The 19,274-nt window shown below is 68.9% G+C and carries 20 protein-coding genes and 4 pseudogenes; 12 read left to right on the top strand and 12 right to left on the bottom strand.

The window, feature by feature from the left end:
* Positions 1 to 46: 46 nt before the first annotated feature.
* Positions 47 to 784, bottom strand: coding sequence for a dienelactone hydrolase family protein (locus Q5762_RS11135; RefSeq protein ID WP_315891858.1), 738 nt, complete (start codon positions 782 to 784; stop codon positions 47 to 49).
* A 272-nt stretch (positions 785 to 1,056) separates the two neighbouring features.
* The gene (locus tag Q5762_RS11130; protein ID WP_108154447.1) at positions 1,057 to 1,467 is read right to left on the bottom strand and encodes a RidA family protein; all 411 of its coding nucleotides are present in this window, start codon (positions 1,465 to 1,467) and stop codon (positions 1,057 to 1,059) included.
* A gap of 594 nt (positions 1,468 to 2,061) precedes the next feature.
* Here Q5762_RS11130 and Q5762_RS11125 point away from each other — a divergent pair.
* A complete protein-coding gene (locus tag Q5762_RS11125) occupies positions 2,062 to 2,598 on the top strand; it encodes a hypothetical protein (protein ID WP_315891857.1) in 537 nt (178 codons plus the stop codon).
* Positions 2,599 to 3,015: 417 nt separating this feature from the next.
* On the opposite strand, the gene Q5762_RS11120 is transcribed toward Q5762_RS11125, so the two are convergent.
* Positions 3,016 to 3,144: a hypothetical protein gene (locus Q5762_RS11120; RefSeq protein ID WP_315891856.1), complete on the bottom strand. Its 129-nt coding sequence runs from the start codon at positions 3,142 to 3,144 to the stop codon at positions 3,016 to 3,018.
* Between the two features lie 5 nt (positions 3,145 to 3,149).
* Between Q5762_RS11120 and Q5762_RS11115 the strand changes: the two genes are divergently transcribed.
* The 4 genes from Q5762_RS11115 to katG all read left to right on the top strand — a co-directional run bounded on the left by Q5762_RS11115 (position 3,150) and on the right by katG (position 6,951).
* Positions 3,150 to 3,734, top strand: a complete 585-nt coding sequence (locus Q5762_RS11115; protein ID WP_315891855.1) for a DinB family protein — start codon at positions 3,150 to 3,152, stop codon at positions 3,732 to 3,734.
* Positions 3,735 to 3,767: 33 nt separating this feature from the next.
* A complete protein-coding gene (locus Q5762_RS39940) occupies positions 3,768 to 4,100 on the top strand; it encodes a transposase (protein ID WP_399494895.1) in 333 nt (110 codons plus the stop codon).
* 33 nt (positions 4,101 to 4,133) lie between these two features.
* Positions 4,134 to 4,523: a transposase gene (locus tag Q5762_RS11110; protein ID WP_315892060.1), complete on the top strand. Its 390-nt coding sequence runs from the start codon at positions 4,134 to 4,136 to the stop codon at positions 4,521 to 4,523.
* Between the two features lie 238 nt (positions 4,524 to 4,761).
* On the top strand, positions 4,762 to 6,951 hold the full coding sequence (gene katG / locus Q5762_RS11105; RefSeq protein WP_315891854.1) for a catalase/peroxidase HPI: 2,190 nt from the start codon (positions 4,762 to 4,764) through the stop codon (positions 6,949 to 6,951).
* A 77-nt stretch (positions 6,952 to 7,028) separates the two neighbouring features.
* Here the strand turns inward: katG and Q5762_RS11100 are convergent, their stop codons facing one another.
* Complete coding sequence (locus tag Q5762_RS11100) at positions 7,029 to 8,042, bottom strand: helix-turn-helix domain-containing protein (protein ID WP_315891853.1); 1,014 nt, start codon at positions 8,040 to 8,042, stop codon at positions 7,029 to 7,031.
* A gap of 18 nt (positions 8,043 to 8,060) precedes the next feature.
* Between Q5762_RS11100 and Q5762_RS11095 the strand changes: the two genes are divergently transcribed.
* Positions 8,061 to 8,969, top strand: a complete 909-nt coding sequence (locus Q5762_RS11095) for a dienelactone hydrolase family protein (protein ID WP_315891852.1) — start codon at positions 8,061 to 8,063, stop codon at positions 8,967 to 8,969.
* A gap of 58 nt (positions 8,970 to 9,027) precedes the next feature.
* Here the strand turns inward: Q5762_RS11095 and Q5762_RS11090 are convergent.
* Positions 9,028 to 9,234 (bottom strand): annotated as a pseudogene (locus tag Q5762_RS11090) (ATP-dependent endonuclease); the annotation flags it as partial.
* 264 nt (positions 9,235 to 9,498) lie between these two features.
* Between Q5762_RS11090 and Q5762_RS11085 the strand changes: the two are divergent.
* The gene (locus Q5762_RS11085; RefSeq protein WP_315891851.1) at positions 9,499 to 10,911 is read left to right on the top strand and encodes an RtcB family protein; all 1,413 of its coding nucleotides are present in this window, start codon (positions 9,499 to 9,501) and stop codon (positions 10,909 to 10,911) included.
* 55 nt (positions 10,912 to 10,966) lie between these two features.
* On the opposite strand, the gene Q5762_RS11080 is transcribed toward Q5762_RS11085, so the two are convergent.
* Positions 10,967 to 11,422: an archease gene (locus Q5762_RS11080; RefSeq protein ID WP_315891850.1), complete on the bottom strand. Its 456-nt coding sequence runs from the start codon at positions 11,420 to 11,422 to the stop codon at positions 10,967 to 10,969.
* Between the two features lie 221 nt (positions 11,423 to 11,643).
* On the opposite strand from Q5762_RS11080, the gene Q5762_RS11075 reads away from it, so the two are divergent.
* Positions 11,644 to 11,799: a hypothetical protein gene (locus tag Q5762_RS11075; protein ID WP_315892074.1), complete on the top strand. Its 156-nt coding sequence runs from the start codon at positions 11,644 to 11,646 to the stop codon at positions 11,797 to 11,799.
* 279 nt (positions 11,800 to 12,078) lie between these two features.
* Here Q5762_RS11075 and Q5762_RS11070 read toward each other — a convergent pair whose 3' ends face one another.
* Both Q5762_RS11070 and Q5762_RS11065 read right to left on the bottom strand, forming a co-directional pair.
* Positions 12,079 to 12,528, bottom strand: coding sequence for a cytochrome P450 (locus Q5762_RS11070; RefSeq protein WP_315892059.1), 450 nt, complete (start codon positions 12,526 to 12,528; stop codon positions 12,079 to 12,081).
* An 86-nt stretch (positions 12,529 to 12,614) separates the two neighbouring features.
* Positions 12,615 to 13,037 (bottom strand): hypothetical protein, encoded by a 423-nt coding sequence (locus tag Q5762_RS11065; protein ID WP_315891849.1) that lies wholly within the window; start codon positions 13,035 to 13,037, stop codon positions 12,615 to 12,617.
* A gap of 38 nt (positions 13,038 to 13,075) precedes the next feature.
* On the opposite strand from Q5762_RS11065, the pseudogene Q5762_RS11060 reads away from it, so the two are divergent.
* A pseudogene (locus tag Q5762_RS11060) lies at positions 13,076 to 13,354 on the top strand (cyclase); the annotation flags it as partial.
* Between the two features lie 279 nt (positions 13,355 to 13,633).
* Entirely contained in the window at positions 13,634 to 13,957 is a 324-nt protein-coding gene (locus Q5762_RS11055; RefSeq protein WP_315891848.1) for a plasmid stabilization protein, read from the top strand.
* A gap of 679 nt (positions 13,958 to 14,636) precedes the next feature.
* Here the strand turns inward: Q5762_RS11055 and Q5762_RS11045 are convergent.
* The 4 genes from Q5762_RS11045 to Q5762_RS11030 form a co-directional block, all read right to left on the bottom strand.
* Positions 14,637 to 15,305, bottom strand: a complete 669-nt coding sequence (locus Q5762_RS11045; protein WP_315891847.1) for an HAD family hydrolase — start codon at positions 15,303 to 15,305, stop codon at positions 14,637 to 14,639.
* Between the two features lie 10 nt (positions 15,306 to 15,315).
* The gene (locus tag Q5762_RS11040) at positions 15,316 to 16,281 is read right to left on the bottom strand and encodes a TIGR03557 family F420-dependent LLM class oxidoreductase (protein WP_315891846.1); all 966 of its coding nucleotides are present in this window, start codon (positions 16,279 to 16,281) and stop codon (positions 15,316 to 15,318) included.
* Positions 16,282 to 16,445: 164 nt separating this feature from the next.
* On the bottom strand, positions 16,446 to 17,318 hold the full coding sequence (locus Q5762_RS11035) for an ion channel (protein ID WP_315891845.1): 873 nt from the start codon (positions 17,316 to 17,318) through the stop codon (positions 16,446 to 16,448).
* An 812-nt stretch (positions 17,319 to 18,130) separates the two neighbouring features.
* The gene (locus tag Q5762_RS11030; protein WP_315891844.1) at positions 18,131 to 18,286 is read right to left on the bottom strand and encodes a hydrophobic protein; all 156 of its coding nucleotides are present in this window, start codon (positions 18,284 to 18,286) and stop codon (positions 18,131 to 18,133) included.
* 308 nt (positions 18,287 to 18,594) lie between these two features.
* Here Q5762_RS11030 and Q5762_RS11025 point away from each other — a divergent pair.
* A pseudogene (locus tag Q5762_RS11025) lies at positions 18,595 to 19,100 on the top strand (iron-containing redox enzyme family protein); the annotation flags it as partial.
* Positions 19,052 to 19,207, top strand: a pseudogene (locus Q5762_RS11020) (CDGSH iron-sulfur domain-containing protein); the annotation flags it as partial. The pseudogenes Q5762_RS11025 and Q5762_RS11020, both read left to right, overlap by 49 nt.
* Positions 19,208 to 19,274 lie beyond the last annotated feature (67 nt).

Genomic DNA, 19,274 nt, shown 5'->3' with positions numbered 1-19,274 from the left:
CAGTGCCCGACGCGAACCAAACCTGGCGCCAGGCTGTTTGCCTGGGTCATGCCCCCAGATCCTCCGTCACGGGCAGGCACTCGGCGAGCAGGTCGACGACGTCGCGCCATGCTCGCTGCGCGTGCTGTGGGTGGTAGCCGACGCCGGGGACCACGGGGTGGTCGACCGGCGGGTGGTGGAAGGCGTGCAAGGCGCCACCGTAGACCACGAGGCGCCAGTCGACGCCCGCGGCCTGCATCTCGGCGGTGAACGCGTTCCGTTGCGCGGGCGGCATGATCGGGTCTTCCGACCCGACCCCGGCCCACACCGGGCAGCGAATGCGCGCTGCCTCGCCCGGTCGGCCCGTGGTCAGCGCGTTGACTGTCCCGATCGCGCGCAGGTTGACGCCGTCGCGCCCGAGTTCCAGCCCGACGGCGCCCCCGGTGCCGTAGCCGACGGCGGCGATCCGGTCGGGGTCGGTCCGCGGTTCGGTGCGCAACACGTCGAGCGCCGCATGGCCGATGCCCCGCATCCGGTCGGGATCGGCGAGCAGCGGCATGCAACGGGCCAGCATCTCCTCGGGGTCGCCCAAATAGCGCCCGCCGTGAAGGTCGAAGGCCAGCGCTACGTATCCCAGCTCGGCGAGAGCATCGGCCCGCCGGCGCTCGACGTCGCTGAGTCCCATGCCCTCTGGTCCGAGCAGCACCGCGGGCCGGCGGTCGACACCGGCCGGGAGCGCGAGGTGCCCGATCATCGTCAAACCGTCCGCCGGGTACTCGACCGTGCGCGTCGTGATCGTCGTCATGAGACTGGACTGTAGTGATCGTCGAGCCCGGTTCGGTCGCTGTTCTGCCGCTGGCAGAACAGCGTGTGACCCTCGTGTCCCTCTGAAATGCGGCCGAGCGCTCAGGGCTTCAAGATCATCTCGTTGCCCCTTTGGCGCGTACCTCGGTCACACCCCAGCGCGAGCTGAGCAGCCCGCCAAGGCCGGCTGACCGCAGCCTACGTTCCTCGGCGGCCAGCCGTCCTGGCGGACGGCTGGCCGTCCCCGCGTTCGCGGTGTCCTTGGAAAAGGTCTCAAGAATCGAGCACGGCGGCGACGCCCTCGATCTCGACGAGTTGGTCCTTGTAGCCGAGCACGGTGACGCCCATCAAGGTGCTGGGGACGTCATGGTCAGCGAACAAGTCCCGGACTACCTGCCAGGCGGCCACCAGGTCCTCCCGCCGGGCCGATGCGACGAGGACCCGGGTACTGATGACGTCCTGCAGTGACGCACCTGAGGCAGAGAGAGCGGCCTGCATGTTCTCCATGGCTTTCGCTGCCTGGCCTGCGTAGTCCCCGATCGCTGCTGTGGAGCCGTCATCGTTCAGCGGACACGCCCCAGCGAGGAAGATCAGGCGTGACTCGGCGGGCGCAGTGGCCGCGTAGGCGTACTCGGCGACGTCGGACAGGGAGGCGGAGCGGATCAAAGTGATGGCACGAGCCACGGCTGTCGGTCCTTTCCCATCGGATGTTGAGCGCGGACATCCTGCCAACGACCAGTTGGCTCCCGCCTTCCCTTTTTCTCGCCGCCCCACGGCAACGCCGTCATTTCTGCTCGACATTCCCGCACCGGATGATCACCGACTGAGTCCGGAATCCATCAAGAAACGCTGTTCCTAGAGATCAACGTAGCCAGGTGTGGTGTGACGTGGGGTGAGGTGGGTTCGTTGAGCTCCTGGGCGGCCTCGTTCTCGGGGGGTGTAGCTCTGCGGCGGGTTGTTGTACGACTCCGAACAGGAGCTGCTGATGGCTGGGTTGGCAGATGTCCGGCAGGGACAGCAGAAGCCGGCCTCGGCCATCTATGCGGCCGTCCCCGCCCAGGTGGACCTTGGCGGTGGCGCGCGCGAGCGGCCCCGGCTCCCGCCTTCAGCGCACGGGGCCTCGTGCAGCGGCGCGCGCGGACTCGGGTGCCCTCCGTGAACCGGCCGATGTCCCGCCTGGACCGGCTGGGGAACCGTTCCCCCGGCTCCTGCGTGACCTCTTGACGTGTTGTCGGCTGATGGTGAGGGGACCGAATGAGAGCGCGGACGATGGTGAGCGTGGCGGTATCGACCTGTGTGGCGCTGGTGGCGTGCGCGTGCGGTCCGGACACAGCGAAGGAGGACACGGACGCGAAGCCTCCGCAGCCGTCCGCGTCCACGGGTGCCGAAGAGCCGCCGGCCACGCCGTCCGTTTCCGCTCGGACCGAGAAGCCGTCGGCCGAGCCGACCGGCGACCAGCCCGCGCCCAGGACGAAGGAGGGCGCGATCCAGCGCTACGTGCAGTACCTCCATGCCCTGGGCCGTGAGGACATCGACACGGTCTGCGAAGTGGCCGGGCCCGCCGCGAAGAAGGCACAGGACCAGGGGTTCGGTCCATGCGCGTCGACGTACGCCGCCGTGTTCCAGATGATCTCGCCCGCGCAGAAGGAGGCCCTGAAAACCGCGACGGTCGACCCACAGCGCATCGCCGTGCGCACGCCCGACAAGATCGAGATGCCGGTCGAAGCGGTCAGGGCTTCCGCCACCTTCTCCGAGAGCGACCTCGGCAGCTACACCCTGGAGTACCTCAAGAACGACTGGTACATCACCGACTGAACCCGACGCGCCGTAGGCGGAACCGCCCGACGGGCGGCTCCGCGCGCACGCCACCCGGCGGCCGTTCGACTGCGCCCGCCGATGACCTTCAGCCCGCACCGTGCTGTCGGCCGTCTCCGCCTTCGTGTCTGGCCGAGCCCGGGCGCGCCCCGGGCGGCCGCCGCCCACCACGAGGCTGGTGGTCGCCGATCTTCCTTCCCCGGCAGCCTCCTGCCGAGTGGGTCTTCCACCGAGCCGCTGCACCCCATACGAGTTGCACCGTTATGGCGGTCCTGACCGCTTCTGAGTTGCGTGAAGTCGACCCGCACGCCCGCGACGCCTCGGAGAACCGCTCTGCCCGCCATGCCGCGCCGAGGTCGAGGCCCTCCGGGCACCGCGGAAACTAGCGGCCACCTGGGGTGGGGCTTAGAGGTTGTCTCACGTGGCAAGTTTCGCGAGCTTCTTGTGGCAGGTCAGGGCGGCGGCCATGGCCAGGCCTCGGCTCTGCCAGTCGTTGCGGACCATGTACGGGATCTTGAGACCACGAGCAGCCCATGGCAGGCTCATGCCGCATGATCGATGAATTCGCGAAAGACAACCTGCACGGGAGGCTGCGGCGGGACCGCAAGGCGCTGCTCTGGAAACTCGACGGCTTGTCCGAATACGACGCCCGCCGACCTTTGACAGCGACCGGGACCAACCTCCTCGGCCTGGTCAAACACGTGGCCACCGTCGAGGCCAGGTACTTCGGCGAGGTCTTCGACCGCCCTTCCCCGGATCCGCTGCCCCGGTGGCAGGACTCCGACGGCAGCGATCTGTGGGCGAACGAGGACGAGACTCGCGATCAGATCATCGGGTTCTACCGGCGCACGTGGGAACACTCGGACGCGACGATCAACGAGCTTCCCCTCGACGCCCCCGGTCACGTGCCGTGGTGGCCGGAGCCTTATGCCGACACGAACCTGTTCGCCATCATGGTCCATGTCCTCGGCGAGTCCATCCGGCATGCCGGGCACGCCGATATCCTGCGCGAGGGCCTCGACGGCCGGACCGGGTTGCGCGCCGAACACGAGAGGCAGATCGACGAGGAAGCCCGTGCAGCCTACTGCGCGAAGATCGAGCAGGCCGCCCGGTCGGCCGCACCAATCAAGGCTTAGAGGTTGTCTCACGTGACTTGATGTTCCTGCGGCATGATGCCGGTCGTGGGTGCTGATCTGTCGAAGCGTCTGGTTCCTGATGAACTTTGGGAGCTGGCCGCCCCGTTGCTGCCGTCGTTCGCTGCTCGTCCGCAAGGTGGTGGGACCGCTCCGTGTGACGAGCGGGCCGTGTTCACGCCAGTGGTGTACGCGCTGACCAGCGGCTGTGCCTGGCGGCTCTGCCGCCGACGTTCGGCACGTCGCCCGCCACCGCGCATCGCCGCTTCACGGTATGGACCGAGGCCGGCCTCTGGCGTCGGCTGCACTGGGCGGTACTGGACGAACCGGGGCCCGGGGCGAGGTGGACCGGACCTCGGCGATCGTTGACGCGGCCTCCGTTCGCGCCAAAGGGCGGGATCGCTGACCGGGCCGAACCCGGTCGATCGCGGCAAGAAGGGCAGCAAGCTGCACGTGCTGTCCGATGCCCAGGGCATCCCGCTCGCCGTCGCCGTGTCCGGCGCGAACATGCACGACAGCCTCGCCCTCAAACCGCTCATCCGCGGCATTCCCGCCGTCCGCTCCCGCCGGGGACCACGGCGGCGCCGACCCGTCAAACTCCGCGCGGACACGGCGTACTTCTCCGCCGAACACCTGGCCTGGCTGCGCGAGCGCGGGCTCGTCGCGCGCATCGCGCGGCCCGGCATCGAGGCCGGCGAACGCCTCGGTCGGCACCGCGAGCCGGAGCGTATGCGGCGGGTTCACGGGGGCGGCCTGAACAGCCCAACTGTGCTTCCAGCAGGTCGCTCATAATGGGTTCACCTGTTCTGGCTCGGTGGGGTGAGGAAGTTTACCGGGAGATGTCGGGGTCCGACGGTAAGCGCGCATGCGGTGCTTTCCGGCCGTCAATCCTTGAGCCGGTCCCAAACAGCTTCGGAATTTGACTGTTTGTTACGCGGGGGTGCCCTGCGTGTTCTCGTAGCGGTGCGGTCTACGGTGCGCGACCATACGGTCGCCGAGAGGAAACACCGAGACAGGAAGAAGGACGAACGTGTCCGGCAGCGAAAGCGAGAACCCGGCAATCTCCTCCCCCACACCTACGCCGACCCGGCCCAGGACCAACCGGGACTGGTGGCCGAATCAGCTGGACCTTCAGGTTCTCCACCAGCACTCGCCCGAGGCCAATCCGATGAGCGAGGACTTCGACTACGCGGAGGAGTTCGCGACCCTCGACGTCGACGCGCTGAAGCGCGACCTCTTCGAGCTGATGACGACGTCGCAGGACTGGTGGCCGGCCGACTACGGCCACTACGGGCCGCTCTTCATCCGGATGAGCTGGCATGCCGCGGGGACGTACCGCATCGCCGACGGCCGGGGCGGTGGCGGCTCCGGCGCCCAGCGCTTCGCCCCCCTCAACAGTTGGCCCGACAATGCGAGCCTCGACAAGGCGCGCCGGCTGCTCTGGCCGGTCAAGCAGAAATACGGCCGGAAAATCTCATGGGCCGATCTTCTGGTATTCGCAGGCGACTGTGCCATGGAATCGATGGGGTTCAAGACGTTCGGGTTCGGCTTCGGGCGACAGGACATCTGGGAACCCGAGGAGATCTTCTGGGGCCCCGAGGACACTTGGCTCGGAGATGAGCGGTACACCGGCGACAGGGAACTCACCGGTCCCTTCGGTGCCGTACAGATGGGACTGATCTACGTCAATCCGGAGGGGCCCAACGGCAATCCAGATCCGATCGCGGCCGCCCGGGACATTCGCGAGACGTTCGGGCGCATGGCGATGAACGACGAGGAGACGGTCGCGCTCATCGTCGGCGGCCACACGTTCGGCAAATGCCATGGTGCGGTCGATCCCTCGTACATCGGTCCGGAGCCCGAGGCCTGCCCCATGGAGCAGCAGGGCATCGGCTGGCGGAACACGTACGGCAGCGGTATGGGCACCGACACGCTCACCAGCGGGCTGGAGGGCGCGTGGACCTCCGAGCCGACGACGTGGGACAACGGGTACCTGGACAACCTGTTCCGGTACGACTGGGAGCTGACGACGAGCCCGGCCGGTGCGAACCAGTGGACTCCGAAGGATCCCTCGGCGAAGGACACGGTGCCCGATGCGCATGATCCGTCGAAGAGGCACGCTCCCATGATGCTGACGACGGACCTCTCGCTGAAGCTGGATCCGGTCTACGCGCCGATCGCGAGGCGCTTCCACGAGAACCCGGACCAGCTCGCGGACGCGTTCGCCAAGGCGTGGTACAAGCTGTTGCACCGCGACATGGGACCCCTCTCCCGCTACCTGGGCCCGTGGATTCCCGAGCCGCAGCTGTGGCAGGACCCCGTGCCCGAGGTCGATCACGAACTGGTCGGGGAGGCGGACATCGCCGCCCTCAAGGAAAGGATCCTCGCCTCGGGGCTGTCAGTCCCGCAGTTGGTCACCACCGCCTGGGCGTCGGCGGCGAGCTTCCGCGGGACGGACAAGCGTGGTGGAGCCAACGGGGCGCGGATCCGACTCGCGCCGCAGAAGGACTGGGAGGTCAACGACCTGCCCGAGGTGGCCGAGGTGGTGCGGAAGCTGGAGCAGATCCAGCAGGACTTCAACCGCTCGCAGTCCGGCGGAACGAAGGTTTCGCTCGCCGACCTGATCGTCCTGGGCGGGTGCGCGGCCGTCGAACAGGCCGCGAAGAACGCCGGGCACGACATCACGGTCCCGTTCACGCCGGGGCGCACGGACGCCTCGCAGGAGCAGACGGACGTGGAGGCGTTCGCCGTGCTCGAACCCAGGGCGGACGGGTTCCGCAACTACCTCCGGGCTGGAGAGAAGCTGTCGCCGGAGACCCTCCTCCTGGACCGCGCGAACCTGTTGACCCTGACCGCTCCCGAGATGACGGTTCTCATCGGCGGCATGCGGGCCCTGAACACCGGCTTCAAACGATCGCCACACGGCGCTCTCACCCAGCGGCCGGAGACACTGACGAACGACTTCTTCGTCAACCTGCTCGACATGGGCACGGAGTGGAAGACGTCGGAGTCGGCGGAGAACGTCTTCGAGGGCCGGGATCGGACCACGGGCGAGGTCAAGTGGACGGCCACGGCCGTCGACCTCGTCTTCGGTTCGCACTCCCAGCTTCGTGCGGTCTCAGAGGTATACGCGTCCGACGACGCGGGAGAGCAGTTCGTGCGTGACTTCGTGGCGGCGTGGGACAAAGTGATGAACCTCGATCGCTTCGACCTCGCCTGATCGATCCCGATGTCCCGGTCGGCCGCTTCTGGGCGGACCGGGACATCATCGCGCTGTCTGTACGGCAGTTCACTGCTCTATGTGCAGGTCAGCGTCGGATCACCTCGGGGGAGGCCGCCGGTGCGATGGAATACCGCCCGGTACTCCCTCGGCCGCTGGCCTGTGTGTCTGCGGAAGATGCCGCTGAACGCCCCGGCGTCGCGGTACCCGACCTCGGCGGCGATGCTCGCGATGGTCAGGTCTGTCGTCTCCAGCAGGTGTCCGGCGCGACGTACCCGGACCCTCTGCAGGTACGCGAGCGGCGTCTCACCGGCCTCGTCGCCGAAGCGCCGGAGCATGGTTCTCGTACTCACGTGGAACTCCTGGGCGAGGGCGGGCAGGTCATAGCGAGCACCGAGGTTCTGGTCGAGCCACCGCTTGACGCTGAGCGAGAACTCCCTGCCGGCAGTGGGTATGAGCTCCCAGTCGACATAGGGCGCCTGCGTGGAACGTGCGTCATCGACAAGCGCGATACGCGCGGTGCTTCGGGCGACGCGGGGGCCGTCGTGCTCGCGGATGAACTGCAGCGCGAAGTCGTACATGGCGCTGAAGGCCGCGGTGGTCGTCACCCCCCGGTCGGTCACGACCAGCCTCTCCGGGCGGAGGCCCACGTCGGCGTACCGGCGGGCGAAACGGTCCGCGAACAGCCAGGACGTGGTGGCTTCGCGTCCGCCGAGCAGCCCGGCTTCAGCGACCAGGAAGGCGCCTACGCAGATCGAGACGACAGCCGTCCCGGAGGCCGCCTGCGACCGAATCGACGCTGCTTCCGGTCCCAGGTTCGCGAGTGTCGCGTCGAGATCGAGGGTGGGCGACAGCTCGAAGCCCGGCACGATCAGGACGTCCACGGGGCGCACCGCCGAGACGTCGAGCACCGAGCCGCCGGACGCGATCACACGCCGCCGGGGCGAGATGACCCACGTCTCGTACGCCGGCTGGGCCGCTCCTTGCGCCGCGGCGACGTGAGTCGCCATGGCCAGGAGGTCGGGGACTCCGTAGACCTCCGACGCGAAGCAGCCGGGGTAGGCCAGCACACCCACTCGCAGCGGACTCATGCGGCCCCCTCCGGCGCCTTGGAAACGGGTGGCGATATTACCGGGATACGTGGCGATGCCGCCGCTTCTCAGGAGGGCGCCCGCTTCAGCATCATCTCGGTCATGACAATCAAGCGAGGTCAGAGCGACCCTTTGGACGACTTCTCTCGGCGAGCCGTCAGCGTCGATGACGTCGACAAGACGGTGTACGTCGCCGGGTCGGGACCGGCGGTCATCCTCATGCCCGAGATGCCGGGCATCAGCCCCGACGTCGCGCGGTTCGCGCGGTGGGTGCGCGATGCGGGCTTCTGCGTGTACGTGCCCTCTCTCTTCGGCGTCGACGGTGCCTATCCGCTCGCCGAGGCCCGCGAGACCGTCGTTCGACGCGCGTGCGTCAGTGCCGAGTTCCGGGCATTTGCCGGTGGCGGCACCAGCCCCGTCGTCACATGGCTGCGCGGCCTCGCTCGCCTGGCGCACGCCGAGCGTGGTGGACCTGGCGTCGGGGCCGTCGGTCTGTGTTTCACCGGGAACTTCGCCTTGACCATGGCGCTCGAACCCGCTGTCATCGCGCCGGTCGTCAACCATCCGTCGCTTCCGCTGGACGACCCCGGCGGCCTGGAGATGAGCGACGAGGACGCGGCTGCCGTGGCTGACCGCGTAGCGCGAGACGGATTGAAGGTTCTCGCGTACCGCTTCGAGCACGACAGGTGGTGCACCGGCCAACGGTTCGCTGCGTACCGGGCGCTGCTCGGGGACGCGTTCGACGGCCGCGTGCTCAAGGCCGAGACGGCGAACACGAATCCTCCGCCCTTCTTCCGTGACGTCGTCGGCTGCGCCCACAGCGTCGTCACGGCCCACCTCGTCGACCAGGAAGGTCACCCCACCGTGCAGGCCCGAAACAAGATCATCGCCTTCCTGGCCGAGCGGCTCGGGACGCCGCCGGAATAACCCCTGGCGCTCCTACACCTGTTGGGGATGGGGTGGTCGGGGGCGGGGGCGGCGGCGTGCCCATCGTCACCAGGCCCACCCCCTCGGCGGCCAGGTCCCGGCCACGCCTGGCGGCCGGCGCCTCGACGGCTGCGCGGTCGCTCGGCCCTTCCAGCAGCACCGCCGTCCGCAGGCCCCGCCGCACGGCCAGTTCGCTCGTCGGCCCGCCGGGACCGCCGCTCGCCCAGTCACCGACCGCGTCCTGGAGCGCCCCCATATCCACCAATGGAGCGAGTCTGCACCCCCACCGACAGCACGGCACGTGATGATTCGTCGGTCGTCGGCCCCGCTCGACATCGCCGATCTCGCCGCGGGTTCAACGGCCCGTTTCGGCAGGACCGCGGAACGCGACGCACACCACGTGATGGGCTTCCGCACCCGCGTCGGAGCCGACGAGCGTCAGGACCTCCGGCGCAGCCGTTTACGCGGCGCTGTGCAGGTAACGCGTGGAGAGTGACGAAGCCGACGGCCGTGCCAGGAGGCGGTAGTCATGAAGCTCGTGGAGGAAGGCCCGTACCGCTGTCGCATCGAGAAGCGGCCGGGCATGCGGGTGCCCGGGGTGGTGTTCGCCTCCCGGGAGCTGCTGCGGGACGCCGAGCAGTCGCTGGAGCAGGTGGCCAACGTCGCGACGCTCCCCGGCATCGTGGTCGCCTCGTACGCCATGCCGGACATCCACTGGGGCTACGGCTTCCCCATCGGCGGAGTCGCCGCCACCGACATCGAGGAGGGCGGCGTGGTGTCGCCCGGAGGAGTCGGCTTCGACATCTCCTGCGGCGTGCGCCTGCTGGCCGCCGACCGCGAGCGGAGGGAGCTGGACTCGGTGCTGCCCTCGGTCATGGACGGACTCGACCGGGCCGTCCCACGGGGCGCCGGACCGGGTGGCGTGTGGCGGCTGAGCGGTCATGGCGAGCTGGAACGCGTCCTGCGGGGCGGGGCGCGGTACGCGGTCGAACAGGGGCACGGCGAGGAGCGCGACCTGCTGCGCTGCGAGGACGGCGGAGCGGTCGCCGAGGCCGATGCCGGTCAGGTGAGCGAGCGGGCGCGGGAGCGTGGGCTCGGGCAGGTCGGCAGCCTCGGTTCCGCCAACCACTTCCTGGAGATCCAGCAGGTCACCGAGGTGTACGACAAGCGGGCCGCCGCCGCCTTCGGGCTCGCCCTCGACCAGGTGTGCGTGATGATCCACTGCGGTTCGCGCGGGCTGGGCCACCAGATCTGTTCCGACCACGTACGTGCCATGGACCGGGCCATGAACCGCTACGGGATCACGGTGCCGGACCGGCAGCTGGCCTGCACCCCGGTGCACTCCCCGGAGGGCCGCGCCTACCTGGGAGCGATGGCCGCGGCCGCCAACTACGGACGCGCGAACCGCCAGCTGCTGGCAGAGGCGGCGCGCCGCATCTTCCGTCGTGAGGCGGACACCCGGCTGACTCTCGTGTACGACGTGTCCCACAATCTGGCCAAGATCGAGACTCATGTGGTGGACGGTGCGCCGCGCTCCCTGTGCGTGCACCGCAAGGGCGCCACCCGCGCCTTCCCGCCGGGACACGCCGAGCTGCCCGCGGACCTGCGGGAGGCAGGGCAGCCCGTACTCATTCCCGGCACCATGGGCACCGCCTCGTACGTCCTCGCGGGAATACCCGGCGGTGGCGCCTTTTTCTCCACCTGCCACGGAGCGGGCCGCGTGATGAGCCGCCACCAGGCGGCGCGGACGGTCGGGGGCAAGGAGCTGCGGGCACGCCTGGAGGCCGAGGGCATCGCGGTCCGCCCCCGGTCCTTGAAGGGACTCGCCGAGGAGACCCCGGAGGCGTACAAGGACGTCGACGCGGTCGTGGGGGCGAGCGAGGGCGCGGGGCTGTGCCGCAAGGTGGCCCGACTGGTCCCGCTCGGAGTGGTCAAGGGCTAGCTGCGCCTGGGGGCGGCACCCATGGCCGTGCACGCCGCCGGCCGTGCCCGCCGCTTCAGACGTCGATCGTCACCGCGCACGCCCAGCCGTACGGGTCGGGCGCGAGGCGCAGCTCGTTCCAGGACACGGCCTTCGGCACGGCGCCGGTGATCGGCACCGACCGTACGTCCGTCACCGCCATCCGTACGTCAAGCCCGCCGTCGACCGTCTCCGCCTCGACGTCCACGGGCACCTCGCCGTCCACCTCCAGCCGGAAGACGACCTCGTCGAGCAGCGCGGCCAGCAGCTCGTCGTCGCTTCCCTCGGCCAGCTGCACCTGTCGCGAGGCCCTGGCCCGTACCCCGGAGACGTCCGCGAAGCACTCGACCATGCCCAGCACCGCCTCCACCAGGCACTGCTCCCGACTCGCACCCCACGCCTCGATCCGCACGTCGGCCGTGTGCGGCACCGTCCGATGTCCGCCCGCCCCAGGGCGCCGGACCTGCTCGTCGTTGTCCGTGTCTCTGGCCATGCACCTCGCGTGCCCGCCCGCCACACCGCTATGCCTCACCCCGACGAGGAGCAACACCGAGGACGGACTGACCTGGCCGTCCGGCCGGGTGGCAGGTCGGCCGGTCGACGTGGTGGCGTCGTCGACGGCGGGCAGCCCGATGGCGTGGTGCGTTTCATGCGAGCCGCGGGGGTAGGCGCGAGCCGTGGGCGGGGGCGCGCCTCGCGGAAGGACGTGCGGCCATGTTGCTGCTGGGTCTGCTGCTTCTGGGTGCGACCGGTGCCTTCATCGGGCTGCTGATCGCGGACAACACCGGGGGCCCGGAGTACACCGTGGTACAGGCGATCGCTGCCGAACTGCGTCAGCGGGGTGCCGATTCCCCGCTGCCGATCCACTGACGGCAGCCCCTCCGCGACCTGCCCACGTCGGTGCGGCCTTCGGATCGCTGACGGCAGACAGGAAGCTCCCTGACGGGACTGGAACGCGCCGCAGGAGCATGCCAACCCACAACACCCCTGATCAGGCGGAGGCGACGCGACCCCGACGCATGCTGCGCGCTGCCTGGCCCGAAGACGCCTCGCTGTCAACGACCGCACCGTGAAGCCCCTGGCGGTCGAAGGGAGGCATCGCCATGTTGGCTGCGCCAGATCGTCCCTTCCCTGGCAGGGGCCGGGTGACTACACCAGGCACAGCTCGAAGCCGCTGCGTGGGAGAGTTGGCATGCGAGACAGGGGGATGGTCAGGTCCTGCCTCGGGACGATGTACTCCAACCCCGCCAGCTCCGTTGCGATGACGGCGAGTGCTGCCACGGTGACGTCCTCCCCGGGGCAGCGGTGGCCGCGGGCGGGGTCCCCGCCGCCCTGGGGAATCAGGTTGTCCAGCGGGCTCCGCGGGCCGTCCGGGCCGGTGAATCGATGGGGGTCGAACTTGTACGGGTGCTCCCAGAGTGCAGGGTCGTGATTCTGGCCGTACAGATCGAGCAGTACCAGGGTCTCCTTCGGGATGTGTTCCCCGCGCCAGGTGAGGTCCTGGGCCGCAAGGCCGCCGACGAAGGGCGCGAAGGGGTAGAAGCGCCGTACCTCGTGTGCGAACGCTTCGGCGTACGTTCCCTCGGTATCGGTGCGCAGCAGGTCCCGGTGACGGGGCCACCGATGCAGCGCGTGAGCGGCGAACGCCGCGAACCAGGCGACCGCGACCGTGGGCCGGACAATGTTCAGCAGCTCAACGGCGGCGGTGTGCGGGGAAGGAGGTTCCCGTCCGGATCACGGTGCCACGCCACTGTCTGCAGCGCCGAACTCGTCCGGTCTGCTTCCTGGGTCTCGCGCACGGTTTTGATCAGGTCGGCGAGGGCTTCCTCCTGGCGATGACGGGCCCGTCGAGCGCGCAGGTGGCGGGGGCCGGGGGTGGCGAAGCCGTCGACCATGGACGTGCAGTCGCGTGCCAAGTCGGCGGCCGCCGCGTCGGACAGGGCTACGCCCGCCCAGTCGCAGACGGCGAGGGTCAGGATTCTGGCGGCCTCACCGAAGAGCACCACACGGGCCTGCCGCCAACTGGGCACTGCTTCGCGCCAGCGCCGGCCGACGTCCCGGCCCAACGCTGCGACTCCGGTCCCGTCCTTGAGGAGCGCGATGAACATCGCCTTGCGGACCCGTGCCCGAAGAGGGTGTCCAGGACGAGATTGTCGACCAATTGCCCGACGGGCGCATCTCGTGGCGGACGATGGGCGGGGACGTCAAGCAGAAGGGGGTTGTCACATTCCAGTCCCTGGACGAGATGCACACGCGCGTGAGCCTGGCGATGGACGTTGAACCCCAAGAGCTCGCCGAGAAGGCTGGCGACACGCTCGGTATTCTCGACCGGCGGGTCAAGGGTGATCTGAAGCGCTTCAAGGGGTTCATCGAGGAGCGCGGACATGAGAGCGGCGGTTGGCGCGGCCGCATCGCACCGTCCGACAGCGAAACCGCGCTGCCGGGCAGCGGGCAGGCAGGCCTGACGCCCAGCGATGCCTCCGTTCGGGGACCGCGGCAGTCCGAGGCTCAGGGATCCGGGCCGGGCCCCGTCCCGGTCGACCCCGATGACATGCGCCACGGCTGATCGTCGCCGCGAGGCCCCCGGCCGCAGCCCGACAGAGCCGGCGTGAGCCGTCTGGCGGCGCACGTTCTGCCGGATGCCGGAGGTCGCCAGAAGCTGACGGCGAAGCGACCAGTTCCAGGTACCAGGGAAGGACCCGTCATGCCTCGCGGATCGAGTTCCAAGCGGGAGCGGCAGTACGAGCACATCAAGGAGAGTGCGGAGGAGCGGGGTGAGAGCACCAAGCGTGCGAAGGAGATCGCAGCCCGCACCGTGAACAAGGAACGCGCACGTTCCGGCGAGTCCCGCACAGCGAGCAAGACCTCGACGCAGGACAAGTCCTCGTCGAAGCGTGGTGGTCAGCGCTCGGGTGGCGGCTTGCAAGGCCCCACGTACGACCAGTTGTACGAAGAGGCGAAGCGCCGCAACATCCACGGCCGGTCGTCGATGAACAAGTCGGAGCTGAAGAAGTCGCTCGGCCACTGACTCAGGAGCCGATGAGCATCCGGGATGCGGCATGGCGGCACAAGAAGGTCAACAGCGAGACCTCGTCACGGCCCACCCGCGACCGGACTTTCCCGACCAACAGCAGGAGGATCCTGGCTGGACCGGTCCGATGGATCCACCTCCGGATCATGGTGAATCGTCCTATGAGGGGCGTCGACTCCTCGTGGGACGACTTGCCGTGATCACCGGTGGCGACTCGGGCGTAGGCCAGGCCGTCGCTCTCGCCTACGCACGCGAAGGCGCCGACGTCGTCTCGCGCACCTGCCGGGGGAAGCAGGAGGGCCGAGAGAACCTCGCGCCTTGTCGCGGAGGCCGGTCGCCGGGCGGTTACATTACGGGCGAGATCGTTAATGCCGCCGGCGGCACGCCACTACCGTGAGAGCGGTTCCCGCCGCGGCTGGCCGCTGAGGCCGGGCGCCCGGAGGGGGTGCGTCCGGATGCTGCTTGGCCGGGGTGGAGCATACGCCCTCGTCGACGTCGACCTTGCGGACCTATGGCGCTAGCCGGGGGAGACGTAGGCCGTCGGCCCGACGGCAGTGAGGCAGACCGAATCGAATGGACGACCGAGACGACACGGCCCTTCACCGAAATGTGACGCGGCGATATGTGACGCGGCGCTCCATCGGGACACGTTGACCGGCTCTCGGGCGACGACGCATCAGGCAGTCACCGAGGAGAAGGGACTGTCGTGGAGTTGGTCCAGAAGATCAGCGGGATCCCGGTAGACGGCGGCGGCGCCGGCCTCCTCCAGATCGTGTCGGGGGATGCCGCCGCACAGCACTCCCACGCATGTCACACCGGCCGCCGTGGCGGCCTTCATGTCCCAGACCGTGTCGCCGACGAACACCGCACGCTCAGCCGGCACTCGCGCCAGCTCCAGGGCTTGTCGAACCGGTTCGGGCGCCGGCTTGCCGTCCTCGACGTCCTCTGCGGTGGCCGTCTCCGTGATCGCCTCGCCGGCGTCGATCGCCCGGCGCAGAGCCCTGAGTTCGTTGTCCTTGGCAGAGGTGACGAGCAGGACTCTCCAGCCACCGCGTGCCAGTGCCCGCAGCAGCTCAGAGGCGGAGTTCAAGGCCGGAAGGCGGTCGAAGTACGTGGCGTAGAGGGTGTCGTGCGCAGCGCTCAGACGATCGTCGTGCGTACGGTCGCGGTCGTTACCCAGTAGGTGATCGAGCAGGTCCTCGCCGGGCAGACCGACAGCACGGTGGACAGCGTGCATCGGGACGGAGTGCCCTGCCTGGCGCAGGGCCTCCCACCACGCAGTCACGTGCAGGTGGTTGGTGTCGACGAGGGTGCCGTCGACATCGAACAGCGCTGCCCGGTTCATCTCGACTCCCTCAAAGGTCCCGCAAGCCGGGCAGCAGCTTCTTCTCCGCCCAGTCCAGGAAGGGTTCTTGGCGGTCGCCCCCAATCTGCACCAGGGCGACCTCGGTGAACCCGGCCTCGACGTAAGGGCGCACGGCGTCGATGAAGTCGTGCACAACGTCGCCGCAAGGGATGGCCTCGGCGACGTCCTCGGGACGGGTGTGCGCGCTGGCTCGGGCGAAGCCCGCCGTACCGGGCAGCTCGGCATTGACCTCCCAGCCGCCGAGGGCCCAGCGGAACTGGTCGTGCGCCCGGGCCACCGCCGCGGCGCGGTCGGGGTCGTAGCAGACCGGGAGCTGGCCGACGCAGGGCTTGCCGGCGCCACCGTGCGCCGCGAACGCCCTCGGTAGGTCCTCGTCCGGTTCGACGGCGATCAGCACGTCCGCGTGGCGGCCCGCGATCTCGCAGGACTGCTCTCCCGAGACGGCGATGCCGATCGGGGGCGGTGCCGGGGGAAGGTCCCAGAGCTTGGCGTTCTCCACGTCGAAATGCGTACCGTGATGAGTGACGTACCCGCCATCGAGCAGCCTACGGATGATGCCCACGGCCTCCTCCAGCATCTCCAGGCGGACGTGGGCGGCCGGCCAGCCGGGTCCGACGATGTGTTCGTTCAGGTTCTCGCCGGAGCCGAGGCCGAGGCGGAAGCGGCCGTCGCAGAGCAACTGCATGGTCGCGGCCTTCTGCGCGATCACCGCAGGGTGGTATCGGAAGGTCGGACAGGTCACGAACGTCATCAGGGGAATACGCGAAGTTGCCTGCGCCGCCGCGCCCAGGACGCTCCACGCGTACGGCGCGTGCCCCTGGGAGTCGAGCCAGGGGAACGAGTGGTCGGAGATGACGGAGAAGTCGAAGCCGGCGTGCTCCGCTCCGACGACGTGGGACACCAGTTCTCGGGGCCCGGCCTGCTCGGTCATCATCGTGTAGCCGATACGCACCATGTGATGCGGCTTGCCGCAATCACCCTGATGAAACCCATCGTGCGCGGCGCCTCATTGGCAGATGAATTCAGAGCGTCGTACTTCGGGCCCTGCGGCCCGCTGGGCATGGTGGCCCATCCGGTTGGCGGGAGGGCCCACGCTGGTTGGTGCGGTGTGCATGTCGCCTACGGTGTCTTGATGCTGTGCTCGGCGGCGTACGAGTCCAGTACGTTGTCCGTGTTCCCCTTGGTGTGCAGAAATCGCTCGTCCAGAATGATCGCGAGATCGTCCATCGCGGCGTTCAGAACCTCTGCAGCGAGGCCGACGTCACGGTGCCGGGCCTTCGCCGCATGATCGGCGAGCTGCGCTGCGTAGCCGATCTGCTCGGCGAGCGACGCGCGATCGTCGCCGTCGTAGAAGTAGTACGACTCCGGATACTGCATGAAGTCGACCGATACCACGCATAGGTCGGCGGCCACGCTGTCGAGGATGGCCGCGCCGGCGTCGGAGTCGAGTGCCTCGGTCGTGGCATGCGTGCGGCGCAGGTGAGAGAGGCGCAGGGCGAACGTTCGGCGCCGCGCGAGCGCGGGGTAGATGCCGAGGATCCAGGTCACGGTTGCCGACAGAAGGGCGAATCCGACCAGTGCCTCGAGTGGCGCGAAGAGGCGTAGCCAGCCCGTCGTCGGTGCGATGTCGCCCAGACCGAGTGTCGCCAGCGTCACGAGCGATACGTACAGCGCGTCCATGGGGCCGGCGTGCGCGTCGGGTTCGAGCCCGGGGGAATACGTGAAGGCTTCGGGCATGTGGGGCCAGTACACCAGCGCCCAACCGATCGCGATCGCCAGCGTCCAGATCGAGACGACCACCACCATGCCCAGCGGTCCAGCGAGCCCGGCGGCCCTGCGACGGCCACTGACGTGGCTGGAGAGACGCCACAGCGTCGTCATCACGAGTCTGCTCAGCCCGCCGTGACGCGTGGGATGCCACAGCGTGTGAAACACGTCGCGCAGCATGAACACCACCAGTGCCGCACCCAGCAGCGACAGTGACCACTTCATCTCGCCCTCGGTCCCTCTGCTCGAGTTCGCTGTCCCAGCGACCCCTCTCTCCCGCGCGAAAGCGATCCGCCGTGTCGCTGACGGTAGCCCGACGGGTTCATTGGCTGGGTTCGACATGACGGCTCCGTTGCCGGACATCGCGCCGGGCGCTCCGCGCCTGATGAAATTTTCCGTATGCGTGCCAGCCACCGTGGACGACGGGAATTCGCTCGCCGAAGCTCCGTGGTCCTCGTCGGTGAACAACCGGGCGACCAGGAGGACTGCACAGGAAGCCAGTTCGCAGGCACAACGGACTGGTTGCCATCGCCCTGCGCGAGGCGGGCGTCGCTGAAGGCGCGGGGTGCCCCACCGGTGCGGTCAAGCCCGTCACGTTTGTTTCCAAGAGAGAGCCCGGTCCGGCTTGGTAGGCAGAACTGAGGCCCGTGGCCCCGGCGTGGTCGTGATCCTGGGGATACCGCGGCACCCACTTCAGACCCGAGCCCCCGCCCACTTCAGCCCCGCGGCTCAGGAAGGAGGCTCATCGGGTCAGCGGACGCGGCTCCGGCTCGCGGGGGACGGGTGAGGGACAGCGGCTGCGCTGGGCAGTAGCTCAGTGAGCGTTTCAGCTCGGCATTGTTCATGGTGGACCTGCCGTGAAGGTCCGCCTCTGCGCCTCGGCGTACAACTGGTCGTAGCTCGGACGCTTCGCCCCGCTGTACGAGCGTACGCCGGCTTGCCGTGAGCATGACATATGCGACGGGCCCTTTCCTCGCGCCGGACGGCGGAGTGTCGCCCGTCTCCCTGCAGGGAGACGGGCGCGACCTTTCCCACTTTCACCAGCGGTACCAGCGTCCTGATGCGCTACGCATGAAGAACCCCAGCACCCACAGGACCAGAACCGCGATGGCGACGAACCACAGGGCTTCCGCAGCGAACCCGACTCCGAAAAGCACCAGAATCAGCAGGAGGACAAGAAGAAGGGGGACCATGACCACACCTCCGAAAGACCGTGGTCGCACCGGCCTCCCCGGCGCGGCATTCCTGTCTCCGAGCGACTGCCCCTGATGTCAAGCCTCATGCGCGGCCTGGAAGGCGTGGCGTAGGTGCGGTCGGCTTCGGCCCGTGGGAGGCGGCGCGCGTCAGTCCAGCCGGAGGCGCATCGCGTCTGCCAGGGCCACTTCCAGCTTCGCCAGGCGCTCGTGTCAGCCCCGACCACGGCGTACTGCCAGGACCTTCCGTCGTCGGGAGCGTCCTCCTACAGCACCACTCCTTCGCCACGACATGGGGACCAGGCCAGATTCGCGTGGAGCCCGTGCACGGAGGCGGCATCTCACACTTCCTGCGGGACGAGGGCGAGCTGTGGCAGCTGAAGGAGTACGCGATGCTGCGCTCCCTGTACCACCTGAAGGAGGCGGACCCGCACGCCTGGGTGCTGCCCCGGCGTAGGGGACGTGCCAAGGCGGCGATGGCGGCGGTTGAATTCGATGAGTTCGGCGGTGGCAGGGCGGAACGTGTCCACGCGCAACTTTCGCGGACCTCATGACCGATCTGGGCGTGGACACGACCTACGGCAGGCATGTCGACGCGGCGCCGGCGCAGATGTTGGCCGTCGTGAACCTCATGTCGCTGTTCGGGCTGCACCGCGCGCTGCGCGGGTGCCTCGTGGGTCACTTCGCAGCTGTGGAGATCACTTCCTCGCCCGGGTCAGCCCGGCTCGCTGAGGCGATGCGTCGCACCGGAGCAGGCAGGGCGGCGGTGTTCTTGTCACATCGGAGCGGTTCTGCGTCGCACTCTGCACCTGTCGCCGCAGCCGTAGCTACCCCTGGTGCGACACGAGCCATCGACGGCGTGCCCGGTCGGGAATGGCGCTGGCCGGGGACGATGAAGAGACGGCGAATGGCACGGACTGACGCTCGGCTTCGGCGGCATTTCTGATCGTGCTAAGCGCGTGTCTCGTAAAGATCCTTGGACTTGCTG

It is taken from the genome of Streptomyces sp. P9(2023) (genome assembly GCF_032436795.1).
In the GTDB taxonomy this organism is placed as follows: Bacteria; Actinomycetota; Actinomycetes; order Streptomycetales; family Streptomycetaceae; genus Streptomyces.
This window is presented reverse-complemented; position numbering and strand designations above follow the sequence as displayed.